This is a genomic window from Streptomyces hesseae, assembly GCF_031845785.1.
Taxonomy (GTDB): Bacteria; Actinomycetota; Actinomycetes; order Streptomycetales; family Streptomycetaceae; genus Streptomyces; species Streptomyces hesseae.
This window is the reverse complement of record NZ_JAVRFI010000010.1, coordinates 163499-190387: the sequence shown is the minus strand read 5'-3', so window position 1 is coordinate 190387 and position 26889 is coordinate 163499. Positions and strand designations below refer to the sequence as shown.

General features: G+C 69.7%; 25 protein-coding genes and 2 pseudogenes. 12 read left to right on the top strand and 15 right to left on the bottom strand.

Annotated features, from left to right (window positions below):
* Positions 1 to 164: 164 nt before the first annotated feature.
* Positions 165 to 1274, top strand: a pseudogene (locus tag RM609_RS17990) (LON peptidase substrate-binding domain-containing protein); the annotation flags it as partial.
* 45 nt (positions 1275 to 1319) lie between these two features.
* Here RM609_RS17990 and RM609_RS17985 read toward each other — a convergent pair.
* From RM609_RS17985 to RM609_RS17950, 8 genes are all read right to left on the bottom strand, one after another.
* Entirely contained in the window at positions 1320 to 1580 is a 261-nt protein-coding gene (locus tag RM609_RS17985) for a hypothetical protein (RefSeq protein ID WP_311612091.1), read from the bottom strand.
* A 637-nt stretch (positions 1581 to 2217) separates the two neighbouring features.
* Entirely contained in the window at positions 2218 to 2532 is a 315-nt protein-coding gene (locus tag RM609_RS17980; protein ID WP_311612089.1) for a DUF7848 domain-containing protein, read from the bottom strand.
* Between the two features lie 293 nt (positions 2533 to 2825).
* The gene (locus RM609_RS17975; RefSeq protein ID WP_311612088.1) at positions 2826 to 3674 is read right to left on the bottom strand and encodes a helix-turn-helix domain-containing protein; all 849 of its coding nucleotides are present in this window, start codon (positions 3672 to 3674) and stop codon (positions 2826 to 2828) included.
* A gap of 3 nt (positions 3675 to 3677) precedes the next feature.
* Positions 3678 to 4199: a DUF6879 family protein gene (locus tag RM609_RS17970; protein WP_311612087.1), complete on the bottom strand. Its 522-nt coding sequence runs from the start codon at positions 4197 to 4199 to the stop codon at positions 3678 to 3680.
* Positions 4180 to 4443, bottom strand: a complete 264-nt coding sequence (locus RM609_RS17965; protein ID WP_311612085.1) for a hypothetical protein — start codon at positions 4441 to 4443, stop codon at positions 4180 to 4182. Before RM609_RS17965 ends, RM609_RS17970 begins: the two co-directional genes overlap by 20 nt.
* A gap of 547 nt (positions 4444 to 4990) precedes the next feature.
* Positions 4991 to 5434, bottom strand: a complete 444-nt coding sequence (locus RM609_RS17960; protein WP_311612084.1) for a hypothetical protein — start codon at positions 5432 to 5434, stop codon at positions 4991 to 4993.
* Between the two features lie 12 nt (positions 5435 to 5446).
* A complete protein-coding gene (locus RM609_RS17955) occupies positions 5447 to 6319 on the bottom strand; it encodes a major capsid protein (RefSeq protein WP_311612082.1) in 873 nt (290 codons plus the stop codon).
* 871 nt (positions 6320 to 7190) lie between these two features.
* Positions 7191 to 8999, bottom strand: coding sequence for a recombinase family protein (locus RM609_RS17950; protein ID WP_311612080.1), 1809 nt, complete (start codon positions 8997 to 8999; stop codon positions 7191 to 7193).
* Between the two features lie 25 nt (positions 9000 to 9024).
* Here RM609_RS17950 and RM609_RS17945 point away from each other — a divergent pair.
* Positions 9025 to 10338: pseudogene (locus RM609_RS17945) on the top strand (S16 family serine protease); the annotation flags it as partial.
* A gap of 35 nt (positions 10339 to 10373) precedes the next feature.
* Here RM609_RS17945 and RM609_RS17940 read toward each other — a convergent pair.
* Positions 10374 to 10802: a MarR family winged helix-turn-helix transcriptional regulator gene (locus tag RM609_RS17940; protein ID WP_311612078.1), complete on the bottom strand. Its 429-nt coding sequence runs from the start codon at positions 10800 to 10802 to the stop codon at positions 10374 to 10376.
* Positions 10803 to 10881: 79 nt separating this feature from the next.
* Between RM609_RS17940 and RM609_RS17935 the strand changes: the two genes are divergently transcribed.
* Positions 10882 to 11781: an MBL fold metallo-hydrolase gene (locus RM609_RS17935; protein ID WP_311612077.1), complete on the top strand. Its 900-nt coding sequence runs from the start codon at positions 10882 to 10884 to the stop codon at positions 11779 to 11781.
* A 99-nt stretch (positions 11782 to 11880) separates the two neighbouring features.
* On the opposite strand, the gene RM609_RS34535 is transcribed toward RM609_RS17935, so the two are convergent.
* The gene (locus RM609_RS34535) at positions 11881 to 12141 is read right to left on the bottom strand and encodes a DUF6255 family natural product biosynthesis protein (RefSeq protein ID WP_369016245.1); all 261 of its coding nucleotides are present in this window, start codon (positions 12139 to 12141) and stop codon (positions 11881 to 11883) included.
* The gene (locus tag RM609_RS17930; protein ID WP_311612076.1) at positions 12138 to 12461 is read right to left on the bottom strand and encodes a hypothetical protein; all 324 of its coding nucleotides are present in this window, start codon (positions 12459 to 12461) and stop codon (positions 12138 to 12140) included. The genes RM609_RS34535 and RM609_RS17930 overlap by 4 nt, the downstream gene beginning before the upstream one ends.
* A gap of 141 nt (positions 12462 to 12602) precedes the next feature.
* Here RM609_RS17930 and RM609_RS17925 point away from each other — a divergent pair, with 141 nt between their 5' ends.
* Together RM609_RS17925 and RM609_RS17920 are read left to right on the top strand one after the other, a co-directional pair.
* Complete coding sequence (locus RM609_RS17925) at positions 12603 to 13445, top strand: helix-turn-helix domain-containing protein (protein WP_311612074.1); 843 nt, start codon at positions 12603 to 12605, stop codon at positions 13443 to 13445.
* On the top strand, positions 13427 to 13639 hold the full coding sequence (locus tag RM609_RS17920) for a DUF397 domain-containing protein (RefSeq protein WP_311612072.1): 213 nt from the start codon (positions 13427 to 13429) through the stop codon (positions 13637 to 13639). Before RM609_RS17925 ends, RM609_RS17920 begins: the two co-directional genes overlap by 19 nt.
* On the opposite strand, the gene RM609_RS17915 is transcribed toward RM609_RS17920, so the two are convergent.
* Positions 13581 to 14168, bottom strand: a complete 588-nt coding sequence (locus RM609_RS17915) for a GNAT family N-acetyltransferase (RefSeq protein WP_311612071.1) — start codon at positions 14166 to 14168, stop codon at positions 13581 to 13583. The genes RM609_RS17920 and RM609_RS17915 overlap by 59 nt on opposite strands.
* A gap of 308 nt (positions 14169 to 14476) precedes the next feature.
* Here RM609_RS17915 and RM609_RS17910 point away from each other — a divergent pair, with 308 nt between their 5' ends.
* Complete coding sequence (locus tag RM609_RS17910; RefSeq protein WP_311612069.1) at positions 14477 to 17242, top strand: M4 family metallopeptidase; 2766 nt, start codon at positions 14477 to 14479, stop codon at positions 17240 to 17242.
* Between the two features lie 117 nt (positions 17243 to 17359).
* On the opposite strand, the gene RM609_RS17905 is transcribed toward RM609_RS17910, so the two are convergent.
* On the bottom strand, positions 17360 to 18241 hold the full coding sequence (locus RM609_RS17905; protein ID WP_438828469.1) for a lysozyme: 882 nt from the start codon (positions 18239 to 18241) through the stop codon (positions 17360 to 17362).
* 223 nt (positions 18242 to 18464) lie between these two features.
* Here RM609_RS17905 and RM609_RS17900 point away from each other — a divergent pair, with 223 nt between their 5' ends.
* Entirely contained in the window at positions 18465 to 19016 is a 552-nt protein-coding gene (locus RM609_RS17900; RefSeq protein WP_311612065.1) for a MarR family winged helix-turn-helix transcriptional regulator, read from the top strand.
* 103 nt (positions 19017 to 19119) lie between these two features.
* On the opposite strand, the gene RM609_RS17895 is transcribed toward RM609_RS17900, so the two are convergent.
* Positions 19120 to 19893 carry a protein phosphatase 2C domain-containing protein gene (locus RM609_RS17895; protein WP_311612064.1) on the bottom strand — a complete coding sequence of 258 codons (774 nt, stop codon included), beginning with the start codon at positions 19891 to 19893 and terminating at the stop codon, positions 19120 to 19122.
* A 156-nt stretch (positions 19894 to 20049) separates the two neighbouring features.
* Here RM609_RS17895 and RM609_RS17890 point away from each other — a divergent pair, with 156 nt between their 5' ends.
* The 5 genes from RM609_RS17890 to RM609_RS17870 all read left to right on the top strand — a co-directional run bounded on the left by RM609_RS17890 (position 20050) and on the right by RM609_RS17870 (position 25780).
* On the top strand, positions 20050 to 22875 hold the full coding sequence (locus RM609_RS17890; protein WP_311612062.1) for a sensor histidine kinase: 2826 nt from the start codon (positions 20050 to 20052) through the stop codon (positions 22873 to 22875).
* A gap of 65 nt (positions 22876 to 22940) precedes the next feature.
* Positions 22941 to 23399 carry a roadblock/LC7 domain-containing protein gene (locus tag RM609_RS17885; RefSeq protein WP_438828471.1) on the top strand — a complete coding sequence of 153 codons (459 nt, stop codon included), beginning with the start codon at positions 22941 to 22943 and terminating at the stop codon, positions 23397 to 23399.
* Positions 23396 to 23836: a DUF742 domain-containing protein gene (locus RM609_RS17880; RefSeq protein ID WP_311612058.1), complete on the top strand. Its 441-nt coding sequence runs from the start codon at positions 23396 to 23398 to the stop codon at positions 23834 to 23836. Before RM609_RS17885 ends, RM609_RS17880 begins: the two co-directional genes overlap by 4 nt.
* Positions 23817 to 24533 carry a GTP-binding protein gene (locus tag RM609_RS17875; RefSeq protein ID WP_311612056.1) on the top strand — a complete coding sequence of 239 codons (717 nt, stop codon included), beginning with the start codon at positions 23817 to 23819 and terminating at the stop codon, positions 24531 to 24533. The genes RM609_RS17880 and RM609_RS17875 overlap by 20 nt, the downstream gene beginning before the upstream one ends.
* Positions 24515 to 25780, top strand: coding sequence for a styrene monooxygenase/indole monooxygenase family protein (locus RM609_RS17870; RefSeq protein ID WP_311612055.1), 1266 nt, complete (start codon positions 24515 to 24517; stop codon positions 25778 to 25780). Before RM609_RS17875 ends, RM609_RS17870 begins: the two co-directional genes overlap by 19 nt.
* Here RM609_RS17870 and RM609_RS17865 read toward each other — a convergent pair.
* Positions 25738 to 26874, bottom strand: coding sequence for a C40 family peptidase (locus RM609_RS17865; protein ID WP_311612053.1), 1137 nt, complete (start codon positions 26872 to 26874; stop codon positions 25738 to 25740). The genes RM609_RS17870 and RM609_RS17865 overlap by 43 nt on opposite strands.
* Positions 26875 to 26889 lie beyond the last annotated feature (15 nt).

Genomic DNA, 26889 nt, shown 5'->3' with positions numbered 1-26889 from the left:
CTAATTCACTCCGACGGGCTACACCCGACTTCGGCGTACCTTCCGCCACCCGTCCCCGGGGCGATCGCTCACGGCGAACACGCTGCCACCGTGCGCCTGGGAACAATCACCGTTCCCCGTGCATTGAGTCGGCATAGCTCAACTTGCCTGCCGAAGGGGAGATCATGGCTTCGATGTCCGCACCGCTCACCCTGCCCGTGCTGCCGCTCGACGACGAGGTGGTGCTGCCCGGCATGGTGGTGCCGCTCGACCTGTCGGACGCGGAGGTCCGGGCCGCCGTCGAGGCCGCCCAGGCCGCGGCGAAGGACACCGGCGCCAAGCCGCGCGTGCTGCTCGTACCGCGCGTCGACGGCACGTACGCGGGAGTCGGCACCCTGGGCACGGTCGAGCAGGTGGGCCGGCTGTCGGACGGCGACCCCGGCGCGCTCATCCGCGGCGACCGCCGCGTGCGCATCGGCGCGGGCACGACCGGCCCCGGCGCCGCCCTGTGGGTCGAGGGCACCTCGATGGAGGAGCTCACTCCCGACCCCATCCCGGGCTCGGTCGCCGAGCTGATGAAGGAGTACAAGGCCCTCGCCACCAGCTGGCTGCGCAAGCGCGGCGCCTGGCAGGTCGTCGACCGCGTCCAGCAGATCGAGGACCCCGGCCTGCTCGCCGACAACTCCGGCTACTCGCCCTTCCTCACCGTCGCCCAGCGCGTCGAGCTGCTGGAGACCACCGACCCGGTGGCCCGGCTGAAGCTCGCCGTGAAGTGGCTCGGCGACCACCTCGCCGAGCAGGACGTGGCCGAGTCCATCGCCAAGGACGTCCAGGAAGGCGTCGACAAGCAGCAGCGCGAGTTCCTGCTCCGCCGCCAGCTGGAGGCCGTCCGCAAGGAGCTCTCCGAGCTCAACGGCGACCCGGAGAACGAGTCCGAGGACTACCGCGCCCGCGTCGAGGCCGCCGACCTGCCCGAGAAGGTCCGCGAAGCGGCCCTCAAGGAGGTCGCCAAGCTGGAGCGCGCCTCCGACCAGAGCCCCGAGGGCGGCTGGATCCGCACCTGGCTCGACACGGTCCTGGAGATGCCGTGGAACGAGCGCACCGAGGACGCCTACGACATCCCCGGCGCCAAGGCCGTGCTCGACGCCGACCACGCGGGCCTGGAGGACGTCAAGGAACGGATCACCGAGTACCTGGCGGTGCGCAAACGACGCGCCGACCGGGGGCTGGGCGTGGTCGGCGGGCGGCGCGGGGGCGCGGTGCTCGCGCTCGTCGGCCCGCCCGGTGTCGGCAAAGGCTAACACAGTTGGGTGGACCCGCTCTGACCTGCGAAAACGTGGCTATGGGCGTAGCGTTACCCGAATCGGCCCTTCCTCGGCCGTCCACTCCTCGCCCCGCTCCACAGCGGCAGCCCCCTCGCTGATCATCTGCATATGCAGGGGTGTCGCAACGTGCAATATCACGTGAGCGCGGGTCATGGTTTCTTCGCCCTGAAAGACGTTCAGCAAAACGTCAGTGATCAATTCCGATGCCGATTGAGCGTCCGGTCGCTCCTCGCTTCCGGCTACGTCCTCGGCGTCGATTTCCCAGGCAACAAGCATGCGGGAACCATAAGGCCAGCACGGGCAGCCACAGGCCCCGCCCATGCGCCACGGGGGCAGCGCACAGACGGGGCCACAGCGACACCCTCACCGCTTCCCGAGGGGAAGTGGCACCCCGCGTACGAGGGCGGATCGGGGCGAGAGCCTGAGCACGTCAGCTCAGACGGGACACGGCCTGTCCCTACCCTGGGCTTGTCCGATCGGGAGTGCCGCTGTCCGGTCGGCCGGGCCATCGGCGTAGCCCAACCAGCCGGGTCTGTCCTCCCACCCCTACCGCCCCGCGCCGCCGCGATCACGGGAAGGGTGGGAAACCTAGAGGGGCAGTGTGAGCACCAGGCCCACGAGCGCCCAGGTCAGGAACTGAGCGAGGCCGGACAGAACGGCCAGCGCCAGGACGCACCCGCGCCTCACCCCTCGGCCGCCTCGGGGTAGACCTTGCGCGGCACCTCGTGGGCCCGGTGCGGAGGGATGTAGACCACCCCTGAACGTCGGTCTATCGCTCCGCCGTACTGAGTCCACCAGCCCTCGGGAGAGTCGGCGTAAGGGCCGTCAGGATCCTGCGTGAGGTCCACCAGCTCTACCAGCTCCGGGGCGGGTAACGGGCGCACAGGGGGCCTGCGGAGCCTCGCAGGGGCTGTCATTGGGTCGCGCGTTCGCGTCGGGCGAGACGGCCCGCCAAGACCGATCCCGGCGGGGGCGTGATGACCGTGGGGCACCGGGAGATTTCCAAGAAGAACCGGTGTTCCGTGGCGTCGGCGTGGGCCTTCTGCTGCTTGTCGGCTTCGCCCTTGTCGTCCAGGACGCTGAATGACCACCCGCACGGCTCCGCGTCCTCGTCCCGGTCATCGTCGGCTCCGTTCAGGGTGTCCCGACAGATGACCGTGTACTCAGCGGACGCCTTCGGATCCGGCGTCGTCGTCCAGTCGGCGAACTTGAACGTCTGTCGTCTCACTTGGTGCCCCCAGCCTCGGGGCAAGCGATGTGCGTGTAGGTCACCAGAGGGCCACGGGATGCCCTGTCGTCGTCCCTGCGTCGGCACGGCTCAAGCGCACCGATCGGCCTTCTGCACTTGAGACACTTCTGGCCGGGCGGGGCGTACGTCACGTAGTCCCATTGCTCTGCGCCGGTGTCCGGCATCCTCGTGCGACTGCCCATCTCGCCGTCCCCTCACGTGGTCCGAGAAGGGACCACGCTAGGAACGGTGGCCTCTCAACTCACAGCGGATTGCACGCGATTGCGCGCCGATTACACGAGGGAGTCGCGGGCCCTGGCGAGCAATGCACGGGCCCTGTCCCCGTAGACCGCCATGTCGGCCAGCGTGGCGAATGTGTCGGCGTACATCGCTACCTCGCTGGGCTGCGTCAGCGTGAGGTGCCCGGACACAAGCTCAACGTTCACTTGCGCCTTGTCGAAGATCCAAAACCCTTCGACTGGCATGCGTGCCCGTCCAAGGCGGACGGGGATCACGCCAACACTGACGTTGGGCAGTGCGCCGACCGTGAGCAAGTGATCAAGTTGTTCCGCCTGCGTCTCGGCGTCACCGAGCCCGTTTCCCAAAACACCCTCTTCGACAAGGAACGCGAACCGCCGTTGCCCCTCGTAGAGCACGCGCTGACGCTCCATGCGGACGGCCACGGCGTCGGCCACGTCGTCGACCGTGACCCGTCTCCGCTGGACAGCGCGCAACACATCCTCGGTGTACCTGGGGGTCTGGAGCAGGCCGGGCACGAACCACGAGGAGTAGGCGCGGAACCGGCGGGTTCGCTCGAACAGGGGTAGAACGGCCTCCTGCGCCCGTCGCAGCCCCGCGCGCTCCATGCGACGCCATTCCACCCACATGCCTTCAACAGCCCGCAGCGAGGCAATCAGGTCCTCTGCCTGGCCCTCCGCGCCACATGCCCGGCACCAGGCCCGAATGTCGTCCGCGCTGGGCTGCGTCTTGGCTGTCGAGATCCGAGACACCTTGGACGGGTGCCAGCCGCAACGCGCGGCGAGATCCTTGCCGTCAAGCCCGGCGTCCTTGACCATCTCCCGAAGGCGGTCGGCAAGGATCTGCCGGGCTTGCTGGACGCTAGATGATGCTGATTGGGGCATGGCTCAGTAGACCGGCTTGTACTCCTCGTGAGGCGTAGCCCGCTGCCACACCAACTCGAAGGCTGTGGAGACTAGTTGAACGACTTCGGGCTCTGTTCGCCACTCTCGGTCAACGACTTCCCCGACGCCAGAGAAGTACGTGAACAGCACCGACTCGCCGTCGAACATCCATAGGTCAGTACCCGGTAGCGGGATGTCGGCGGCTCGGCGTCGTGGCAACCAGCGGACAAGCTCCCCCGCTGCGACGTTGGCGAACGTCAGGTCGTGCTCGTACCTGATGTAGTCCGTGACCGGCTCGGAGACGATGCGGGCCCGCCGCATGACAACTCCGCGCGCCGTCGTCTTCTGCACTAGTTCATGCCACGTACCCCACCAGTCCGGCAGCTTGGCCGGGTCGCCGTGGTACCGATGGCCAGCGCGCCAGCGGGCAAACTCCGGATCACCCGGGGTGTAGCTGTCGCGCATCTCCAGGTGCACGGCGGAGCGCTGTGCCTTGGAGATCCCTTCACGTACGGGGTACTTCACCGTTGCTGTCCTCCGGTCGCGGGATGTACTTCAGCATCACAGCGGGGAGCCGAATGATCGTCTCGTGATTCGGGACATCTGTGCTGTGCCCGGGGATGGAGCCGATCTCCTGGCACGCCTTCACCTCGTCCTCAGTGGCCTTGTATGACTGGATCAGCAGATCCCCGCTGTCCTCGTCTAGCCAGATCGTCGGCGAGTCGTCCACGGGCGTGTTCGGGATGATCCCAAGGAACCGCAGCTTCATGTCTGCACTCTCCCTCTGTCGATCGGATTGCGGCCGATTGCAAGACCCTCACTCGCTCGGGCGCGTCCGTCAAGACCGCCTGGCCACGGGGCACTTGACCCCACAGCGAAGCCCCCGCAACCCTCCCAGCGAGGGAGCGGTCCCGGGGGCTGGTCGTTGAATCGAAGGTGCCGCAAACCCTTGGGGCGACAGGGCGAGTGGCACCCTGGACCCCGCAGCCGGCGAAAGTCTGACCTTTTGATCAAAGGCAGCCCATGCTTCGGCGACTCCAAAACCCGTACCCGGGTCGGCCTGCTATACGCATGCGGTCCGGAAAGGCGTCAAAAGGGGGTCACCCCCCACCCCTCACCTTGGATTCTATGGCTCAATTGGGAGCGTCGTCACTTGGAACGGCTGGCTTTCTGCTCCGCCTTCCACCGCTGGTACTCATCCCAAGTCATCGTCGTCACCATGCGGCACGCTTCCGGCCGCACGCCTCGCAAAGGGCATCCGGGATTCAACTCCTGAACTCCGCAGTAGCGGCAATGCACATCACACTCACCGGCCATTAGAGTTCGCGAGACTTCCGGACGATACGGGCAACGATCCCGCCGTCTCCCGTATCGGTCGGGTCAAGGCCACCCGTACCGATTCCGGCACTTCCCGCCGATGCGTATTTAGCCAGCGTCGCAGCTTCCGCCGCTAGCTCCTCGGCAGACTCGCCCCGGAGGAACGAGACCAGCTCATCCGGCAGGCCATTGCGGCGGGCCGCTCGCTCCCGTTCTAAGGCCACCTCGGCCGCCTTAGCCCGGGATTCAGCCTCGGCCAGCGCAGTACGCATTTCCTCGGTCTCCGCGCGGGAAGCCTCAAGCTCCGCCGTGAGCCCAGAAAGACCCTCAGCGCCCGCATCCGGGGTGACCTCAACCTCGGGGGTCGATTCCACCTCCGTAGCCTCAGTAGGGCTTACAGCGGCTCCCTGCGGCGTCTCAGGCGTGTTCTCGACCTCAGCCACAATCACCACTCCTTACGGTGCCGGAACGAACTTGAGACCAACCGCCCGCTGAGAATCCAGAACGGTCGCCCCCACGAATGCCTCAACGATGCTGCGTTCCTGTCGGGTCTCGCCCTCGAAAGCAACAAACCAAGTCATCGCGTAGCCCTGGCCGTTTTCATCGGTCGCGGATGCGCCATTGACGGAATACGGCTTGGCCGGTGCCTTGATTGCTGCGGCGAAAGCCTCCGTGGTCATGGCAACAGCGCCATCCTTGATGAAGGGCGACATGTAGACGTCGAAACCGTGCAGGCGGCCCACGATCGCATCACGCAGCGCAGACGGAGAACCGGCCGAATCGACCTGCGAAAGGTTCGGGTCCATTAGGAGAGCACGCTTAACGTTCGGACTCACTACCAGGACACGAGACTTGGCGCCAACCTTGCGCGTATCGAGAATCTCGCCCGCCTTGGTAATCGCATCACGAGGGTTAGCCGGATCAATCGTCAGCGTGGCAGCGTCAATAATCGGCTGCATTACGTTGGAAATTTCATCCTCGATCATCTCGGCAACTCCGGCCACCTGGGGCATTAGAACCTGTGCGGCGAAGCTCTCAACATTGAGCGTCATGTCCTTAGCCGTCAGCTCAATACCACTCATCGCGTGAGTGTTGAGCTTGACAGGTACGGCCTGCTCGTTGAGAGGGCTCGTGACCGCAGCGGTGGAGCCGGTAAACGGCTTAGCGGCAATTACCCGGGGAACACGCACCCGGACAGTGTCTCCCCGGCCACCGGTGAACTCGGCCTCAGCGTCACGGAAAACCAGACGCCCTAGGACTAGTTCAGCCTTAAGTAGCGAGGCCGCATGCTTAGCGACTGCATCGCTAACAGCAAAGATGTTGGCCATGGTCAGAACTCCTTAGATGGGATTAGATTCGGCCGGTCGGCCATTTCGCTGAGTGGTCACATAATTGAGCGCCCTTATGAGAGACCGCACAGATTCGCGCACTTCTTCGGTGGTGACTGCGTCATCACAAAGAAGCTCGGTAGCAAATGCGCGGTGCGCGTCGAGAGCTTCACATGGGTCCTCCATGGCGCCGGAGGTATAGCGGGTGAAGACACAAAGGGCATCGCCCTTGAGAACGGAAAGCATCTGGAATCCAAACAGATAAACAAAAAGGCCCCCTCGCGCGCCGGGTCTCTGCATAGACCACAGCGGGCAAGGGGGCCCACCAGCGAGGAATGCGCCGCTGTATGCGCGCGTGACTCGACTCGCCGACGAATTAGGGGGATTACGGATGCAGCCGCAAGGGGCGTTTGCAACTCACCCCGTAACGCTCCGGGGAGGTCAGCGCGAAACCCTGGGACGCCAGGACAACGAATCACGCGCGTGCGCCTCTACCTACTACGAGCGAGTTTGTAAACCGCAAACGCAGACGGAACGGACATTCATGACACTGTCGTTACCTATTCGTTGCAGAGAAGAAAAGGTCGTCTATTTCAGCGAAAGGGGATCAGCACGGCCCGGCGGAATTGACATGGCTCTAGACCCTCTCCTACCTGGGGTTATGTTGTGAGTGTCGATTCTGAATAGAAAGTTGGGTCCCTATAAGAGTTTCTATAGGGGGGCCAAAAGTGACCATCAGAAACAGCACTCGGCACACCTACTCCGCTGGGAGGCTGGGAAGTCGCTTCGGAGCCTCCTGGATTTCTGTGGGAATAGCGAAGGGCCCCGCTCCCTGTGAATCCAGGAACGGGGCCCTTGCTCGCTGTCGTGCCTACGCGGCCATGCCCTCGGCGTCTTCGTCCTCCTCGGCGGGAGGCTCGGCCCATGTGATCTCTACCCGAGGGCCGATGATGGCTTTCTTGCCGGGGGCCGACCCGATGACGTTGGACTTGCGGACCGTGATGCGGTCGATGAACAGCCGGATCAATTCGCGCCGGTCGTCAATGCTGGCCCTGTGCCACCATGTCCCCTTGCCGATCGGGTCTCCGTCCCAACCGTCGTCCCGCGCGGTCCATTCAGCGATAGGCAGCACGGGCGTTGCACTGTCGTCCAATTCGGCTAGCCGCTCCTCGGTGGCCTCCAGCCGCATGGACGCTTCCGCCTCGGCGTTGAGGAATGCGCGCCGCCCGATCTTGCCTGAGTAGCCACCGGCCTTGCGATCCTCGTATAGCTCCTCAAGGGCCCGTACGGCGTCCGCCCTCTCGGCGAGCAATTCGGAGCGCTCACCGGCCCGTTCGGGGGCCTCGTGAAGCACACCCCACCGGCGGGCAGCCTCGGCCAAGATGTCACCTGTCTCGGGGTCGTCTTCGGCCGTCATGATGAGGGCGAACACCTGACGCGTTACGTAGTCGTCGAGACCAATCATGTTGATCGTAACCGTGCCCTCATGCTGCCCCGGCTTGATCTTGTTGCCGCGCTTGCAGTGGTACGACGACTTGGAAGGGTTGGCCAACTTGCGATGACCAACCATCACGTTGGCGCACTCGCACCAAAGGCGGTCCATTGCTGAGAGCAGCGCTTGTTCAGTGCTGCGAGTCTGGCCCTTTCCTCGGCCGGTGGCGTCTAGGCCGGGCTGAAGTTTCCACCATTGAGCGGGCGGGATGATTGCTCCGCACTCAAGTTCAATCGGTCGCATAGTCACAGGGTCGCGCTTGATTCTGTAGCCGGTCACCTTGCCCGAATCGTTCTTGATCGGGTCCCGGTCGAATCCGGCAATCAGCGGGTCACGCAACATGCGCTTGAGGGCCGCAGGGTCCCATTCGCTGTCGGCCGTCTTCTTGCCCACGATTTGGCCGCGCGTCGGAACCTTGGACTCACGGAATCCAACGCAGATGCCGTTAAGCGAACCGGGCCTGTTCCCCTCTCCTCGGCGGTTCTGCGTGGCCCCGCCCATGTCGGCCTCAAACAGGTTGGCCGCTTGGCGCAGTACGTCACCCTCGGTCTTGAAAGGGCCGGAAAGTTTGGTGCGTGCATGGCGGAGCTTCTGAATAACGATGATCTCTTTGGGGCTGTCCGGGTTGGGGACCTCAACCGGGTACAGCTCGAAACCGTAGGGGGGCTTGCCCATGAACCCGCCGAGACGCTTAGCCATTTTGTGCGCGCCCTGAACGGCTCGGCTCTTGTTCTTGCTCTCGTTGTGGGCAGCGTCAAGGCGCATCATGAGGTGGATCAAGTCCATAAGGTTTCCCTTACGGAACGTCCCCTCCGAGGTGGACACGATGACTACGCCGAGATTCAGCAACTCCGAGACAATCGGGATTGCGTCCATGACTTCAAGGCGAGAGAACCGGCTCACATAGTCAACGATGATCATGTTGACTTGACCCCTGCGGCACGCGGTTAGCAGTCGCTCGAATTCTGGCCGTTCCTTATCGGACCGGAATGCGGAGGTGCCGAGTGCCTCGGAGAAATGACCGACCCATACAATGTCCTCGCCAGCACGGGCCCGGCGTTCTGCTTCGGCCCGGTTGTTGGCCCGCTGAACAGCGGGGGATGTGGCGCTCTGGTTCTTCCGGGCCTCGGACTGCCTGTCATAACCTGCCGCGTGGTACGCCATGCCGGTCACTCGCTCCATGGTCATGAGGGGAAGTTAGCTCCCCCAACTGGGTTTAGGCAAGACCTCGCTGGGCGAGTCCGTCGCCCGGGCCATGGGCCGGAAGTTCGTCCGCGTCGCCCTCGGCGGCGTCCGCGACGAGGCCGAGGTCCGCGGCCACCGGCGGACGTACGTGGGCGCGCTGCCCGGCCGGATCGTCCGGGCAATCAAGGAGGCCGGCTCCATGAACCCGGTCGTCCTCCTCGACGAGATCGACAAGGTCGGCTCCGACTTCCGCGGCGACCCGGCCGCAGCCCTCCTGGAGGTCCTCGACCCCGCCCAGAACCACACCTTCCGCGACCACTACCTGGAGGTCGAGCTCGACCTCTCCGACGTCGTCTTCCTGGCCACGGCCAACGTCCTCGAAGCCATCCCCGAGGCGCTCCTGGACCGGATGGAGCTGGTCCGCCTCGACGGCTACACCGAGGACGAGAAGGTCGTCATAGCCCGCGACCACCTGCTCCGCCGCCAGCTGGAGCGCGCCGGCCTGGAGCCCGACGAGGTCGTGCTGGAGGACGACGCCCTGCGCAGGCTCGCCGGCGAGTACACCCGCGAGGCGGGCGTACGGAACCTGGAGCGCGCCATCGCCCGGCTGCTCCGCAAGGTCGCGGCCCAGCACGAACTGGGCGAGCAGGAGCTGCCCTTCACCATCGGCGCCGAGCAGCTGCGCCCGCTGATCGGACGCCCGCACCACACGCCCGAGTCCGCCCAGGACCCGGCCGAGCGGCGCACGGCCGTCCCCGGCGTGGCCACGGGCCTCGCGGTCACCGGCGCGGGCGGCGACGTGTTGTTCGTCGAGGCGTCCCTGGCCGACCCGGAGAGCGGCGGCGCGGGCCTGACGCTCACCGGCCAGCTGGGCGACGTGATGAAGGAGTCGGCGCGGATCGCGCTCTCCTTCCTCCGCTCCCACGGCGCCGAGCTGGAGCTCCCCGTCGGCGACTTCAAGGAACGCGGCGTCCATCTGCACGTCCCCGCGGGCGCGGTGCCCAAGGACGGCCCGAGCGCGGGCGTCACGATGACGACGGCGCTGGCCTCCCTGCTCTCCGGCCGCCAGGTCCGCCCGGACGTGGCGATGACGGGCGAGGTGTCGTTGACCGGCCGCGTCCTGCCCATCGGCGGGGTGAAGCAGAAGCTGCTGGCCACGCACCGGGCGGGGATCACCACGGTGATCATCCCCAAGCGGAACGAGCCGGACCTGGACGATGTGCCGGCCGAGGTGCTGGACAAGCTGGAGGTCCACGCCGTCTCGGACGTCCGCCAGGTCCTGGATCTGGCGCTGACGCCGGCGACGACGGTCTCCGGTGAGCGGGTGCCGCTGGCGGCGTGAGTGGCGGAGGCCCCCGTCCGGGGGCCTCCCTCATCTCAGGGGCGGTGGGTGACCGCCCGGTCGAGGAGGGCGTGGAGGGTGACCTTCTCGTCGTGGGTGAGGGCTCGCAGGGGGGAGTCCTCGGAGAGGACGGCGATGAGGCGCTCGCGCACCGCCGTGCCCTCGGCCGTCAGGATCAACTGCTTGGCGCGGCGGTCCGTGGGGTGGGGGTGACGCTCCAGGAGCCCCAGGCACTCCAGCTTGTCGATGACGAAGGTCGCGTTGGACGGCTCGCAGCTCATCCGGTCGGCGAGCTCCCGCATCGTCATCGGGCCGTTGAGCTCGCGCAGGGCCGTGGCCTGTGGCGCGGTGAGGCCGAGGCGGGTCGCGGCCACGCGCACGTGGTCGGAGATCTGGCGGGCGAGGCCGTTCACCAGGCCGCAGAGCTGTCGCTCGGCGAGGGTCTGCGGTTCTGGGCTGCTCATGGAGCCATCTTAGGCCCACTGCATCAAGTGGACATCTTTATAGCTTGAATCATTCAAGCTGGAAGATTATCGTGGACGCATGACGACCAACTCCCAGAGCAGTCCGGGCGATCGACTGCTCCGCCCGTCGGGGATCCGCAGCCTCCAGCTCGGTGACATCAAGGTCACGTACGTCCCGGACGGCGTGGTCCAGCTCTCGCCGAGCGCCTGGCTGCCGACCAGTACGGAGGAGGACTGGGCCGCCTACTCCGCATATCTGGACGACTCCGGCTATTTCGTGGCGGGCATGGGTGGTCTCCTGGTGGAGCACGGCGACCGCGCCCTGCTGATCGACGCGGGCTTCGGACCTCAGTCGCACCCGGCCGGCGAGGGCGGCCCCATCGGGGCGATCTCCGGCGGCGGTCTGCTCGATAGCCTCGCCGAGATCGGCCGGGCCCCCGCCGACATAGAAGCCGTGGCCGTCACCCACCTCCATATCGACCACATCGGCTGGCTCTGGCAGTCGGCCCCGGGCGCCGAGCAGCTCCCGTTCGCCCACGCCGACCACCTCGTGAGCGAGGAGGAGTGGACGCATCGCGATCTCCTGGAGGAGCACGGCATCTCCAAGGAGATGACCGCGATCCTGGAACCCCGGATCCGCACCGTCGCCGACGGCGAGGAGATCTTCCCCGGCGTGCGCGTCGCGCTCTCGCAGGGCCACACGGCGGGCCACGCCTCGTACGTCATCACCGGCGGCGGCCGCCGACTGATCGCCTTCGGCGACGCCATGCACACACCGGTCCAGGTCAGCCACCCGGAATGGTCCGCCATCGTCGACCACGACGCGGAGCGCTCGGCGGCCTACCGCCGCCGGCTGGTCGAGGAACTGTCCGCGCCCGGCACGATCGGCTTCGGCATCCACTTCGCCGACGTGGCGTTCGGCCGCACCCACCAGAACGGCGCCGGCACCCCGGCGCTCTGGGAGCCGGTCGACGAGTGAGCCCACCGCCGGTGGTCCCCCGACGGGGGTGGGGGACCACGCGGGTGGTGGTCGGTACGCCTGAAGTCCGTGCCGGGACAAGGTGGGACATGAGGCCTGTCAGTAGGCGGCGCGGAGCGCCGTTCCTTTGAACCGTCGGCGCAACCGGAAGCGGTTCGCGATCGCCGTCGCGGCTGAGCGGTCCGCACCGGGGCGGGGCTTCTCGGACGGCGTCACCGTTTCCGGGAGCCCCGGCTGCCATACGCCCCGGTAGTCCGTAAAACGCCGCGTCCCGCAGGCTGTACAGCGCTGCTCACCGCTGGCGGAGGCCCACCCTCCGTCGTGCGGACAGTGGTTCACGAGCCGTCCGACGCCCCTCATCGTCGCCCCTCCGTCACCACGCCGTGCGTCACGATCCAGTGCATCCGCACAGCCGCGCCCGCGCGGGAGCGATCCTCGCCCACCGCCTTCCGCAGGGCGTCGTCCAGCTCGACGCACTCGGCACAGCCGCTCAGATACGGCCGCAGCCCCGCCGCGTTCCGGTCCTCGCGCGTCGCGAGCCGCAGCGCGGAGGGCGGCACCTCCCAGACCGCCTCGCCGCCCGGCTGCCGGACGGCCACGAGGGTCTCGCCCTCGCCGACCACCTGGGCGATTCTGTCGTCGCGGGTATCCACGACATAGGCACCGATCCTGTACGTCACCGCGGTACGCCTTTCACTCATCCCTCACTACGTCCCCCGCATGACTGTCCGTGCGAGGGGACTTACAGCGTGACCGTGCGGGTCTAGGCTCCGGAAGAGCAGGGCTGTAGCCCTTGGCGCATGGACCACAGGGGAGTAGTAGTGCCCGCACGTAAGTCCACTTCGGGGCGCAAGCCCTCGGCCCGGCGGACGCTGGCGGAAGAACTGGCGCGTCTGCGCGAGGAGTCGGGCAGGTCGCTGAGCGAGCTGGCGGAGGAGACGACGTACGACCGCGCGTACTTGCACAAGCTGGAGAAGGGCGACCGCCTCGGATCGCCGGAGGTCATGCAGGCCCTGGACCAGGTGTACGGGACGGACAAGCACCTGAGTCTGCTGTGGGAGCTCGCTACCGAGGACGTAATCGCGGACAAGTACAAGCGGTTCATGGCGCTGGAAAGCGAAGCGACGTCTCGATACGAGTTCTCCGTCAGCACGGTGCCCGGCTTGCTTCAGACAGAGGATTACGCTCGTGAAGTTCTGCGAGCTGCTTCGTCCAGGGGACTGGAGGAGCTTGAGGAGCAGGTGGTCGCACGACTGGCTCGTCAGGAGTGGTTGTTCCGCGAGGATCTGCCCGTGTATCGGGCCATCCTGGACGAAGCCGTGCTGATGAGGGCGCCCAAGGGGCCCAAGGCATGGCAGGCGCAGCTCACCCACCTGCTCGACGTGGCCGCCATGCCGAACGTCACGCTTCAGGTACTGCCCTTTTCAGCAGGGCTGCATGGCCTCGTCGGCACTTCGCTGACACTCCTGTGGTTGCCGGGCGGCAAGACGGTGGCCTACACGGAGGACGCCTTCGCGGGAGAACTGACCGAGTATCCAGAGCCCGTGGAGCGCATGCGTCTGGTTTACGATCTCGTGCGTGACGACGCCCTCTCGCCCCGGGAGTCCGTGGCGTTCGTCAAGCAAGTCGCGGAGGACAGCTTGAGATGCAATCCGTCCGAATAGACCTGAGCGCCGCAGCGTGGCGCAAGTCTTCCTACAGCAACCCAGACGGCGGCAACTGCCTCGAAATCGCCGACAACATACCCGGGGCCGTCCCGGTCCGTGACAGCAAGGACCCGGGCGGCCCGGTACTCGTCTTCACACCCACCGCGTGGGCCGCGTTTCGCGGCGGTGCCGTTCCCACTCCTCCCGGGTGAGCTCGTACTCGACCTCCCCGTGCTCCGAGCCATCGATCGCCTCGGGCCAGTCACCGGTGAAGTTCCGTAGAAACGACAGGCCCGCCTTTTCCATCACGCGCCGGGAGCGCGTGTTCACGGCCATCGTGTTCGCGGTCACCCGCTCCACGCCCAGCTCCGTGAATCCCTTGTGGATCAGGGCCTTCGAGCCCTCCGTGGCGTAGCCCCTGCCCCACGCCGCCCGGCACAGCCGATAGCCGAGTTCGACCACCGCCGGGTCGTGGTCGTCCAGCGGACGGAATTCGAACCAGCCGAGGAACGCCCCGGTGGCCTTCTCCTCCGCCGCCCAGAAGCCGCGCGTCCCGGAGCAGGGGTGGTCGTGGAGCAGCCGCGGCAAAACGCGCGTCCGGATCGCCTCGCGAGTCGTGGGGCGGCCGCCGTTGATGAAGCGCATGACCTCCGCGTCGTTGTCCAGCGCGAGCAGGTGGTCGGTGTCGGGTTCCGTGAACGCGCGCAGGGCGAGGCGGTCGGTCTCCAGGAAGGTGCGCATGGCGCGATCCTCGCCCGCGACTGGCCGAGTCACCACTGATTTCGAGGCGGCCGGCCCCGGCCCGGAGGTGAAGAAGACCCCCTCGGTTGCCTCCCCGCCCCACCCAACCCACCTAGGCCGAAAGTAACCCCCCTCAACGCGCGAACCATTGATCAGCCTCCTCCCCGCCTGTTGCATATGCCCCGACCACAGATGTTCCGGCGTTCCGTACGTACGGAGGGGGAACCTTGCGTAAGTCCAGAGCACGTTCCAGAGCACGTTCAGGAAGACAGGTCGCGAAGAGCGGCATAGCAGGGGCGGCGGCGCTGATGGGCGCTGCCGCCCTTGTCGTGTCCGCCGTGCCCGCGCAGGCGTTCGCCGCGCCGGCCGCCGGCGATCCGGCGGATGTCATTCCGGGGAAGGGAACCTCCACCCCCTCCCTGGTCGACGGCATCCGGGAGGGCGTGAAGGCGGGCGGGAGCGCGGCCGACGCCGCGCGTGGGCACCTCGCGGACAAGAAGAGCCGCTATCGCATCGCCGATCCGGGCCGGGACCTGAAGGCCGTCCAGTCGGTCACGACCGGGCCGAACGAGACGGTCAGGCTCCAGCAGAAGCACAAGGGCGTCGACGTCCTCGGCGGCCAGTACGTCGTCCGGATGGAGAAGAAGGACGGCAAGCGCGTCGTCACCGGCACCTCCGGCAAGTACTTCACGGGCCTCACCACCGGCACCACGCCCGAGGTCGGCGAGGAGCTGGCCGTCCAGCGGGCGGTCGGTGCGACGCTCGCGCGGATCGGCGGGAAGAAGCTCACGGCCAAGCCCAAGGCGGCCGCCTCGCTCAAGGGCACCGCGCGCGGCCTCGTCGTCCTGCCCAAGGGCGCCGGTGTGCTGACCCAGCACGTCACCGTCCGGGGCACCGACCCCGCGACCGGGCAGCCCGTGCTGCACGAGGTGTACGTCGACGCCAAGTCCGGCTATCCGGTGCTCCAGTACAGCGGGATCAAGACCTTCGGGACGCCGAAGGCCGCCACCGCCACCGCCACCGCCGCCACCGGTGAGGTGAAGGCGGCCGGTGAAGGCGAGCCCGCCGGGGGCCCGGCCAAGCACCCGGGCGTCGCCGGATCGGGCGTGAAGTACGACGGCACCACCGTCGAGCTCGGCCTGTTCTTCGACACGGCCCGCGGCGAGTACGTCATGAACGACCACTCCCGCATGTGGGACACCAGCAAGAACGTGATCTCCACCTGGGACGCGCGCGGCAAGGACGTCTCGGAGGTGGGCGGCGGCCGCTGGCCCGAGGGGCTCAAGGAGTTCGGCTCGAAGGGCCCGCAGTTCGGCAAGGACGCCACGGACGCGGGCGCGGTCGACGCGCACTGGGCCGCGGGCAAGGTGTACGACTACTACAAGAAGGTGCACGGCCGGGACAGCCTCGACGGCCGGGGCATGGCGATCAACTCCCTCGTGGGCGTGACGAACTTCGGGATGCCGTACGTCAACGCCTTCTGGGACGGCACCAAGATGGTGTACGGCGGGGGCGACGAGGAGTTCAAGACGCTCTCCGCCGACCTCGACGTGGTCGGCCACGAGATGACGCACGGTGTCGTCGAGAACAGCGCCAACCTCGTCTACGCGGGCCAGTCCGGCGCGCTCAACGAGGCGATCGCCGACTACTTCGGCAACGCCATCGCCGTGGACGCGGCCGGCATGTCCATGGACGACCCGGACGCGGGACTGATGGGCGGCAACCTCTGCCGGACCAAGACCCCGCGCCAGTGCGCCTTCCGCGACCTCAACGACGGGGCGACGACGTCCAAGAACTTCCTGGGCGTCTCCTTCGCCAGCGACAACGGCGGGGTGCACCTCAACTCCACCATCTTCTCGGGCGCCCTCTGGGACATCCGCGAGGACCTGGGCCGCACCCTCGCCGACAAGATCGCCTACAAGGCGCTCACCGAGTACATGACCCCGCTCGACGGGTTCACCGAGGGCCGTAACGCGGTGATCGCCGCCGCCAAGGCGCTCAAGGTCTCCGCCAAGGACCTGAACGTCGTCCAGCGCTCCTTCAACGCCCACGGCATCGTTCCCAACTGGGAACAGGCCATGGGTGTGGACTCCGACCAGCTGCTCGGCAAGCTCAACGTCTACAGCACCAAGGTCGGCGCGGGCGGCGGCTGGTGGGCCACGTCCAAGTCGAACGATGACGGCACCGAGGCCTTCTCGGTGTGGGCCGGGCGCACGGACGGCAAGGGCGCGCCCAAGCTGATCAGCCCGAATGACGGGCGTTTCCATGTCAACCCGGCGACCGACGGCAAGACCGTGGCGTGGGCGGCGTACAGCGCGGCCGGCATGGAGGTGCTGTCGCGGCCGCTCGCGGGCGGACCGGTCAGGAAGCTGTACAGCACCTCCGACAACATCCTGGACGTCCGGGTCGAGGGCGGCGTCGTGGCCTTCGAGAAGATGGACGCCTTCGGCGCCCGGCACGTGGGCTTCATGCGTACGGGTGACAAGGAGGCGACCTGGGCCGACGGCGGCAAGGCCGACACCGGCTCGGCGTTCCCCTCGCTCTCCGGCGGCCGGCTCGCGTACGCCAAGACCTACGCCGACGGCGGCGACTACCGCATGGGCGTCGAGGTGCTGGACCTCAAGAGCGGCGAGCGGAAGCTGATGAACCAGCTCGGCCGGCCCGAGAGCATCGGCGAGACCGCGATCAACGGCAAGTACGTCTTCTGGCTGGCGGACGAGGTCGTCGACGACGGCCAGGTGGCCGTGCGCCGGTCGAACCTCGACGGCACCGGGACCGTGGACCTCAGCAAGGAGAAGGGCGAGGGCGCCCTGTTCGCCCAGGGCCTCACCGCCTCCGACGAGGCGCTGACCGTGACCGCGTCGCTGCCGGACCCCAAGTACCACAACGAGACCATGTCCAAGCTGTGGCAGTTCGGCGGGGCGAACGGCACCGACCGCGCCCGCGTCTCCTGCAACCGCGGTGAGCAGCTCTCCGCGGCGGCGGCCGGCGGCAAGCAGGTGGTGTGGATCGACGGCACCACCGGCTACACCGACCTGGTCACCCGCACCCGCCCGGCGGGCAACTGCAGCTGACCCCCGGGACCGGCGGCTCGCGGAGTCGCCGGTCCCTCCCTACGACCCTTACGACCGGGCCCACGGCGTCGACACGCCGGGGCCCGGTCCTCGTGCTTTCGGGACGACGACGTGCCGTCAGCCGTACGCCAGCGACTTGAGCCTGCTCAGCGAGCCGTTGAAGAGGTTGTGGTCGCCGACGGTCGAGCCGGTCTCGGTGTACTGCCAGAAGGTGTGGAAGTCCCACCCGTTCGGCAGCTCCCCGGCCGAGGAGCCGTAGCGCGGCACCCACAGCGGGTGGTCCGAGCCGAAGCGGCCGTAGTTGCCGGTGCACTTCTTCCACCAGGCGGTGGTCGTGTAGATGACCGCGTCGCGCCCGGTGCGGTGGCGGTAGACGGAGAGGAAGTCTGCGACCCAGTCGAGCAGCGCGTCGGCGCTCATGCCGTAGCAGGTGCTGCCGTAGGGGTTGTACTCCATGTCGAGCACGCCCGGCAGGGTTCTGCCGTCGTCGGACCAGCCGCCGCCGTGGTCGACGAAGTAGTCGGCCTGGTCGGCGCCGCCGGAGTTGCTCGGCAGGGCGAAGTGGTACGCGCCGCGGATCATGCCGGCGTCGTAGGAGCCGTTGTACTGCTGGGAGAAGGACGGGTTGCGGTAGCTGGTGCCTTCGGTGGCCTTGACGTAGGCGAAGCGGGCGCCCTTGTTCCAGAGCGTCGACCAGGGGACGTTGCCGTTGTGGCTGCTGACGTCCACGCCCTCGACCGTGGCGATCGCCTCGCCGGCCCCGGCCGGGGGTCTGCCCGCCTCGTGGGCGGGGACGGTCGAGCCCATCCAGTCGCGCTCGGGGTGGAAGGGGCGTTGCCGGGAGCCGGCCGTGGCCGCGGCGGCGGTGCCGGGCAGGGCGAGCAGGGTGAGGAGCAGGGCCAGTAGGGAGAGCAGGGGGACGAGGGGGGCCAAGGGGGCGGGTCGGGCCGCGGGTCTGTAGGGGACCGGGCGGCCCGGCCCTGAGCGATGTGCGGGCATATGGTGCCTCCGAAAGCCAGGGTGGGGGGAGAGGGGGGAGAATTCAACGGCTATCGAATTGGTATGACCATGTCATTAATCGGGTGAGGAGCGGTGTCGCACACCGTGATGGGGACCCGGGGTGCTGCCGTTGGACTAATCCTGCGAAATACTTACGGAGCTGCGGCGACACGACGCGGCCGAAATGATTTTTTCAGCGGCTGAAAGCAGGAAAGGGCCTCACGTGCAGGAGACCCACGAGACCAGTGCCCCGCTCCCGGCGGAAGACGTCCCCGGCCGGGGCGCCGACGCCGATACGGGCACCGGTTCGGACACCGGTGCGGACCCGTGTGAGGGTCCCGCCGTCGACCCCGCCTTCCTCGCCCTGGAGCGTGAGCTGGCGGTCTTCCTGCGCCGCGCCCGCGCGTCCTCCGGCGAGATGGCCCGCGAGGTCCACCCCGACCTGGAGCCCGCCGCGTACGGGCTGCTCGTACGGCTGGAGGAGGGCGGCCCGCAGCGCGCCACGGACCTCGCCGGCTATTTCGGCGTCGGCAAGGCCACCATGAGCCGTCAGCTGCGCGCCCTTGGCGACCTGGGCCTCATCGCCCGCGACCCGGACCCCGCCGACGGCCGCGCCGCGCTGATCCGGATCACGGCGGAGGGGCGGGAACGATTCACCCGTGTGCGGGACGCCCGTCGTGCGCAGTACATCCGCAAGTTCGCGGACTGGAACCGCATGGAGGTCGCCGAGCTGGCCCGCCTGCTCCACCAGCTGAACGAGCGGGCTGAGGCGTAACGCCCGACGGCCCGCACCCGTCTCGCCGCGACGGCGCCCGGCCACCGCCGGGCTCCGCCGTGACGGCCGATCACCGTCGCGGCGGATTAGGGATGCCCATCCTTCACAGCTCCGCGTAAACCGCCGCCGCGTCGTCATGAGCCTTGCCCCGGCAGAACGCGCGCCCGTCAGGGTCGGCCAGTTCCGCCTCCCGGACGCGGTCGATCAGCGCCTGCGGGCCCTCCTTCGCCAGGAGCGCGAAACAGTCCGCCCAGCGCCCCTGCCGGAAGACCTCCACCCAGCGCGCCGCGCCGTCCGTGAGCGCCGCCAGCGCACGGACGTCCCCGCGCGCCGTCGTACCCGTGACCGCGCGGGCGCTCACCGCCGGATCGGCGGCGGCCGTGAAGAAACCGCCCTCCACATTCCGCTGGGCATCCGTCACCCGCCCGGCGGCGGCCAGCCGGGCGATGCGGTCGTCCAGGACGGCCGACACCGTGCCGTCCGCCCCCTCGATCAGCAGCGCCGAGTCGGACAGCACCAGGTGCTCCACCGCCTCCGAGTCCCAGCGCGCCACCACCACCGTCGCCTGCGGAGTGAGCCGGCGCGTCAGGTCGCAGGTCTCCCGATGGGCGTCGGCCGTACGGGAGATGGCGGCCGACAAACATTCCGCCAGGGGCATCTCACGGCGCGAGGAGGCGAGTTCCAGCAGCGCCCCGCCCAGTCGCGCCGTGAACCACGGAACCCCGTGCGTACACCCCGACTCCCCGGCCGGCGGCGGCGTCACCCCGTCCAGCAGCACCAGGACTCCGCCCTGCCCGCCGGCGGGCAGGGCGACGGACGCGAAATCCTCGTTCGGACGGCCCGGATCCCCTGGCTGGGTGGAGAGTTCGATGCGCATGCGCCCAGTGTGCCGGATGCCCGAATTTCCTTGCCCGTTGACGCGCATCCTTCCGGCGTGCTCGGCGGTTGATGGGGTGGGGCACTTGCCGGGGGGGAAGCGGTGGGTGACATCCGGCAGGGGCCACCAGCGGGTGGAGCGGAAGACCAGAGCAGAATGCGAGCACCGGTGCGCAAGAAGCGGCTTCGCGGCGGCACGCGCGAACAGCAGACCACAGGAGTACCGGAGCGCACCGCCCGCGTACGCAACAGGCTCATCGCCTCCGTCGCCGTCGTCTCGCTCGGCGCCCTCGGTGCGGGCGCCTTCGGCATCGCCGACGCCATACGCGACCTCACCGACTCCCGGCGCCTCGCCGGGCAGGCCACCACCGCGAGCGGCGCCGTCGCCCTCGCCCACGCCCTGGCCGACGAGCGCGACACCATGACCGAGTACGTGGCCGGAGGCCGTACCGACGCGGGCGGGGCGGGCGCGGCCTCGGAGGAGCAACGGGCCGGTGTGGACCGGCAGATCGAGGAGTTCCGCGCAAGCGCGCCAGACTCCCTGCGGCACCGCCTCGCCGCCCTGCCCGAGCTGCGCCGACGCGCCCTGGCCGGGCCCGACGACGCCCTCGCCGTCTTCACCGCCTACACCGCCACCGTCCAGGCCCTCCACGCCGTGGAGACCGGGCTCGTCCAGCGGCTGCCCGGCCGGGCCCGGCCCGGTGAGGCCGTCGCGCTGCCCGCCCTCGGCCGGGCCGTCGAGGAGGCCTCCGCCACCCGAGGCCTGTTCCTGGCCGCACTGGCGGCCCGCGGCGCCGCCCAGACGCCGCTCCTGGTCGCCGCCCAGCAGCGACGACTGCAGGAGCAGGCCGCCCTCGACGACTTCCACCAATTGGCCCCCGCTGGGCTGCGCGCCGAGTACGCCCGTACCGTCGGCGGCCCCCAGACCGCCGCCGCCGAGGCCCGGCTGGCCCGGCTGGCCGCCCGGCCCCAGGCCGTCGCCGCCGAACCGGAGCGGCCCGGGACCGTACGGGGGCAGCTGACCGCCCGCGTCGACCAGATGCGGGGGCTCGAATCCGGCCTCGGCACCGAGGAGATGGCCCGTCTCGCCGGACTGCGGGAGCACGACACCACCGCGCTGGAGGTGCGCGGCGCGCTCGCAGCGCTGGCCTTCCTCCTGATCCTCGGCACCGGCGTGCAGTCCGCCCGCTCGGTGACCCGGCCGCTCGCCGCGCTCCGCCTCGGGGCGCGCCGCGTCTGCGCGGACCCGGTGGACAAGGAACCGGTCGCCTTCCGGGGCCGCGACGACGAATTCGCCGAGGTCGCCCGTTCGGTCAATGTCCTCCACGGCACGATCGTCCGGTTGCGCGAGCGCGTCGCCCTGCTGGAGGGCGAGCGCAACCGCCTCGACGTGGCCCGCCAGGACCTCGCCGACGAGCGCGACGCGCTGCGCGCCCGCTGCCAGGAGATCGACGACCGGATGAGCGGGCTCTCCGGCCGGGTCCACGCCACCTTCGTCAGCCTCTCCCGCCGCACCCTCGGCCTGGTCGAGCGGCAGCTGACCGTCATCGAGTCCATGGAGGCCCACGAGGCCGACCCGGACCGGCTTGAGGTGCTCTTCAAGCTCGACCACCTCGCCACCCGGATGCGCCGCCACAACGAGAACCTCCTCACCCTCGCCGGCGCCGACCACCACAGCACCCACTCCGGCCCCGTGCCCCTGCTGGACATCCTGCGGGCGGCCGTCAGCGAGATCGAGCGGTACGAGCGCGTCCGGATCCACTCCCTGCCCGCCCGCGCCCAGCTCGCCGGGTTCGCCGCCGACGACGTCAGCCACCTCGTCGCCGAACTGCTGGAGAACGCCACGACGTTCTCGCCCCCGGACGTCCAGGTCCAGGTCTCCGGCTGGCTGCTGGAGAACGGCGAGGTCATGCTCTCCATCCAGGACGAGGGCATCGGTATGCCGCCCGAGCGGCTGGACGAGCTCAACGCCCTCCTCGCCGAAGCCGATCCGGACCCGCGCGGCACCGGATTCGGTGAGCAGGGCGACCCCGTCATGGGCCTCGGCCTGTACGTCGTCGCCCGCCTCGCCGCCCGGCACGGCGTCCGCGTCCAGCTGCGCGAACAGCGCCCCGGCGGCATCACCGCCGTCGTCGTCCTGCCCGGCCATCTGCTCCCCGCCGAGCCCCCGGCCGCCGCGACCGACCTCGCCGGGAACCGGCTCCCGGGCGCCGTACGGACAGCGCCCCACATCGACCTGCCCGGCGTGGTCGCCGAGGCCAACTCCCATACGCTGCACGGCCGGTCCCACCCGCAGGGCCCGCCGCCCGTGGTGCCCGGACCCCGGCGCTCGGCCCCCTGGGCCCAGCAGGAGGAGCACACCATCCAGCTCACCACCGTGCGCAGGCCCGCACCCGCGCCGGAAGAGCCGCACCCGGCCGCTCCTCCGCAACCGGCGCCGCCGCACCCGGCCGCGCCGTACCCGACGCCGCCCCACTCGACCACTCCGTATCCGGCCGGACGGCACTCCCGGAGCGCCACGCCCCCGCCGGCCACCCCGGCCCCGGCCCCCATCCCGGAGCCCCGCTGGCAGCAGTCCGCCCGCCCCGCGCCCGCCCACGGGCCCGCGGGACCGGCGGCGGGGCCCTCGACGGCGGCCGGCGCGGCACCGGCCGGCCCGGCGATGGCACCGCCCCCGCCGGGCTACGGCGCCACGGACGTACCCGGCATGACCGGCAACGGCCTGCCCAAGCGCACCCCCCGTGTCGTGGCCCGCAAGCCCGTGCCGCTCAGCGTCCGCCAGGGCGTCGACGCGGAGGCGCTCCGCCGCAAGCTGGCGGGCTTCCAGCAGGGCGCGCGCGACGGACGCCGGGACGTCGAAGTGGAGTTGACGCATACGACGGGGTTGACGGGACGTGATCACAGCGCGCGTGATCGTGGTACTGATCGGAACCGAGCGGGGGCGCCGGACGAGGGCGGCACTGTAGAGGAGGCACGCGGTTGACTGCATTTTCCCAGGGGGCGACGCCCGTAACCCCCACCCGTACCACGGGCGTCACCGCCTACGGACTGAGCGAGGAGGCCCGGAGCCTGCACTGGCTGCTCACCGATCTGGTGGAGGAGGTACCGGGCGTGCGCTCCGTCGCGGTCGTCTCCTCCGACGGACTGCTGCTGCTCTCCTCCACCCCCGACCAGCCGGGCGCGGGCGGCGTGGGCGGGGCGGCGGAGGGGCCGCGCGGCTCCACCGCCGACCTCGCCACCATCGTCGCCGGACTCGGCAGCCTTACCTCGGGCGCCGCGGCGCTGATGGACGGCGGGCCCGTCAAACAGACGATGGTCGCGATGGCCGGGGGCGGCCTGTTCGTCATGACCATCAGCGACGGCTCGCTGCTGGGCGTCCACACCGCGCCCGACTGCGACATGGGCGTGGTCGCCTACCACATGGCCCTCTTCGTGGGCCGGGCCGGACACGTCCTGACCCCCGAACTCCGCAGGGAGCTGCGACAGTCGGTGGAGGCCGCCGGATGAGCACCGCCGCCCCCGTGCTGCGCGCCCCCGCCGGGCCCGTACCGGACCGGCGCACCGCGCGCGTACGCCCGTACTCGCTCACCGGCGGGCGTGGCCGCTGCGGCCATGTGCTGCTCATGGAGACCTTCGTCGGTGCCCTGGCCGACGCCGACGACGGCCGGGGCGACGCCTGCGGCCCCGGCGCCCCGGCCGGGCCCGGCGGAGCGCTCACCTCCTGGCTGCTGCCGGAAGTGCGCGCCGTCCTCGGGCTGTGCCGGCGGCTGCGCTCCGTCGCCGAGGTCTCCGCCCTGCTGAGGATGCCGCTGGGCGTGGTCCGCGTCCTCCTCGGCGACCTGGCCGACCAGGGAAGGATCCGCGTCTACGGCACCGGCCACCTCACCGGACGACCCGACCGCGCGCTGCTCGAAAGGGTGCTGAGTGGACTACGCAGGCTCTGACGCGACGGCCCCCCACGACCAGGGACCTGCCCGGGGACCGGCCCCGGGCTGGCAGACCGACCTCTCCCGCGCCCCCGCCGCCACCAAGATCGTGATCGCGGGGGGCTTCGGGGTCGGGAAGACCACCTTCGTCGGCTCCGTCTCCGAGATCACCCCGCTGCGCACGGAGGCGGTCATGACGACCGCCGGGGAGGACGTGGACGACCACACCGCCGTCCCCGCCAAGGCGACGACCACCGTCGCCATGGACTTCGGCCGCATCACCCTCGATGCGGACCTCGTGCTGTACCTGTTCGGCACCCCCGGCCAGCAGCGCTTCTGGTTCATGTGGGACGACGTGGTGCGCGGCGCCATCGGCGCGGTCGTGCTCGTCGACACCCGTCGGCTGGCCGACTCCTTCGCGGCGCTCGACTACTTCGAGAGCTGCCGGCTGCCCTACGTCGTCGCCGTCAACCACTTCGAGGGCACCGCGCGCCACTCTCCCGAGGCGGTGCGCGAGGCCCTGTCCCTGGAACCGGACGTTCCCGTGGTCACCATGGACGCCCGGCACCGGATCACCGTCGTGGAGACGCTGCTGACACTGGTGGGCCGGGCCCTGGAGATCACCCCGGGAGCCGTCTCCCGGGCCGTTCACCGTGCCGCGCCGAGCGCCGCACCCGAGCCGAGCCGAGGCGGGCGTTGCGACGGATCCTCATAGTCGGAGCCGGCCAGTCCGGGCTCCAGCTGGCCCTGGGACTTCAGGCCAAGGGGTACGACGTGACCGTCATGTCGAACCGCACCCCGGAGGAGATCCGCTCCGGCCGGGTGATGTCCACCCAGATGATGTTCCGCACCGCGCTGCGCTACGAGCGCGAGCTGGGCCTCAACTTCTGGGAGGGCCTGGCCCCGCGCGCCCTGGGCCTGGGCTTCTCGGTCGCCGGGACGGTCCCCGGCGTGCCCGGTGTCCAGCGGCCCGTCGACTGGATCGGCCGGCTGGACGGCTACGCCCAGTCCGTCGACCAGCGGGTGAAGATGGCCGGCTGGCTGGACGCCTTCGCCGAGCGCGGCGGTCGGCTCGTCGTCCACGCGGCGGCCGTCTCCGACCTGGACTTCCTCGCCCCCCGCCACGATCTGGTGCTGGTCGCCGCGGGCAAGGGCGAGCTGGTCTCGCTCTTCCGCCGCGACCCCGCCCGCTCCCCGTGGACCACGCCGCAGCGCTGCCTCGCGCTCTCCTACGTCCACGGTCTGGGCCCGCGCGCCGAGCACCCGGAGTACGACGCGGCGCGCTGCACCGTCGTCCCCGGCGTCGGCGAGCTGTGGGTCATCCCCACGCTGACCACCTCCGGCCGGGCCGACATCCTCTTCTGGGAGGGCCTGCCGGGCGGACCCCTCGACGTCTTCCAGGACGTCGAGGGCCCGGGCGAGCATCTGACGCGGACGCTGGAGCTGCTGGAGTGGTTCGTTCCGTGGGAGTACGGGCGGGCCACCGCCGTGGAGCTGACCGACCCGGGCGCCACGCTGGCCGGGCGCTATGTCCCGGCCGTCCGCGATCCGGTCGGCCGGCTGCCGTCCGGCGGGCTGGTGCTGGGTGTCGGTGACGCGGTCGTCGTCAACGACCCGCTCACCGTGCAGGGTGCCAACTCGGCGGCCAAATGCGCCGCCTCGTACCTCGCCTCGATCGTGGAGCGGGGCGACGAGCCCTTCGACGCGGAGTGGATGCGGACGGCGTTCGAGCGGTACTGGGCCTCGGCACGGCACGTCACCCGCTGGACCAACACCATGCTCGGCCCCCGGTCCCCGCACATCCGCGCCCTGATCGACGCGGCGGCGGGGCTCCAGCCGGTCGCCGACCGCATCGCCAACGGCTTCGACGACCCCTCGGACTTCGACGACTACTTCTACGACGCGGCGTCGGCGGAGGCCTATATGGCGGAGACGAGGGCGCTGACGGCGGGCGGAACGTAGCCGGTCATCGGCGGTTTGCCCGCGTCCGGGCGCACGGCCCCCAGCAGCGGGTTCGCGGCGATGGGGGAGATCTTGACGACGTCGCCGGGGCGCGGGGCCTGTATCACCTGCCCGTGGCCGAGGTAGAGGGCGACATGCGTGGCGCCCTCGAAGTAGAGGACGAGGTCACCGGGGCGCAGCTGGTTCAGCGGCACCTTGGGCAGCGTCTTCCACTGTTCCTGGCTGGTGCGGGGGATGACGTCCCCGGCGTGTGCCCAGGCCTGGGAGGTGAGCCCGGAGCAGTCGAAGGCGTCCGGGCCCTCCGCGCCCCAGACGTAGGGCTTGCCGACCTGCCGGAAGGCGAAGTCGAGGGCCCGGACGCCCTCCTCCGACGGCGCCTGGGCGCCGCTGAGCGCGCCGGAGGCGAGCAGTCTGCGCTGGGCGTCGCCGACGCCGTCGGCCTCCGCGCGGCGCAGCGCGGCCAGCTGCTCGCCGTCGAGCGAGGCCAGCAGCCGCTCCACCTCGCCCAGCCGCTCCTGGATCGCGTCGCGCTGCCGCTTCTGCTCGGCGGCCAGGGTCTGCTGCGCGTTGAGCGCCTCGCGGGCCTCGCGGGCGAGGACGGCGGCACGCCGCTCGCCGTCCGTGAGCCGTTCCACGGCGTCGGCCCGGCGGCCGGCGGCGCGTCTCATCTCGTGGCCGCGGGCCATGGCCTGCCGGGGGTCGTCGCTGAGCAGGAACTGGACATAGGGGGAGAGGCCCCGGCTGCCCCGGTACTGCTCGCGGGCGATCCGGCCCGCTTCCTCGCGGCCGGTGGTGAGCGCGATCCGGGCGTCGACCAGCTCCTCGTTGAGTCTGTCGGTCCGCGCGCGCTGCTTCTTCAGCTTGTCGTCGGTGGCGTCATAGGCCTCGGTGGCCTCCTCGGCCTGGCGGTAGAGCGCCCGGAGCCTGGTGAGCAGGGCGCTGACCGGCTGTCCGGGCGGATCGGCGGGGGCCGCGAACGCCTTCGGCGCGGGGGCGGCGGTCAGGGCGAGCACGGCGGTCGCGGTGCTCACGGCCAGCGCCGACGCGCGGACGACACGGACGACGCTGACGACGCGCACGAACCGTCCTGACACAGGCTCACCTCCGGC

Excerpts from the sequence above, each read along its gene's own strand:
- RM609_RS17985 (WP_311612091.1), bottom strand. The coding sequence starts at position 1,580 with ATGCTTGTTGCCTGGGAAATCGACGCCGAGGACGTAGCCGGAAGCGAG.
- RM609_RS17975 (WP_311612088.1), bottom strand. The coding sequence starts at position 3,674 with ATGCCCCAATCAGCATCATCTAGCGTCCAGCAAGCCCGGCAGATCCTT.
- RM609_RS17965 (WP_311612085.1), bottom strand. The coding sequence starts at position 4,443 with ATGAAGCTGCGGTTCCTTGGGATCATCCCGAACACGCCCGTGGACGAC.
- RM609_RS17955 (WP_311612082.1), bottom strand. The coding sequence starts at position 6,319 with ATGGCCAACATCTTTGCTGTTAGCGATGCAGTCGCTAAGCATGCGGCC.
- RM609_RS17950 (WP_311612080.1), bottom strand. The coding sequence starts at position 8,999 with ATGACCATGGAGCGAGTGACCGGCATGGCGTACCACGCGGCAGGTTAT.
- RM609_RS17940 (WP_311612078.1), bottom strand. The coding sequence starts at position 10,802 with ATGAGCAGCCCAGAACCGCAGACCCTCGCCGAGCGACAGCTCTGCGGC.
- RM609_RS17935 (WP_311612077.1), top strand. The coding sequence starts at position 10,882 with ATGACGACCAACTCCCAGAGCAGTCCGGGCGATCGACTGCTCCGCCCG.
- RM609_RS34535 (WP_369016245.1), bottom strand. The coding sequence starts at position 12,141 with ATGAGGGGCGTCGGACGGCTCGTGAACCACTGTCCGCACGACGGAGGG.
- RM609_RS17920 (WP_311612072.1), top strand. The coding sequence starts at position 13,427 with ATGCAATCCGTCCGAATAGACCTGAGCGCCGCAGCGTGGCGCAAGTCT.
- RM609_RS17915 (WP_311612071.1), bottom strand. The coding sequence starts at position 14,168 with ATGCGCACCTTCCTGGAGACCGACCGCCTCGCCCTGCGCGCGTTCACG.
- RM609_RS17910 (WP_311612069.1), top strand. The coding sequence starts at position 14,477 with ATGGGCGCTGCCGCCCTTGTCGTGTCCGCCGTGCCCGCGCAGGCGTTC.
- RM609_RS17905 (WP_438828469.1), bottom strand. The coding sequence starts at position 18,241 with ATGCCCGCACATCGCTCAGGGCCGGGCCGCCCGGTCCCCTACAGACCC.
- RM609_RS17895 (WP_311612064.1), bottom strand. The coding sequence starts at position 19,893 with ATGCGCATCGAACTCTCCACCCAGCCAGGGGATCCGGGCCGTCCGAAC.
- RM609_RS17890 (WP_311612062.1), top strand. The coding sequence starts at position 20,050 with ATGCGAGCACCGGTGCGCAAGAAGCGGCTTCGCGGCGGCACGCGCGAA.
- RM609_RS17880 (WP_311612058.1), top strand. The coding sequence starts at position 23,396 with ATGAGCACCGCCGCCCCCGTGCTGCGCGCCCCCGCCGGGCCCGTACCG.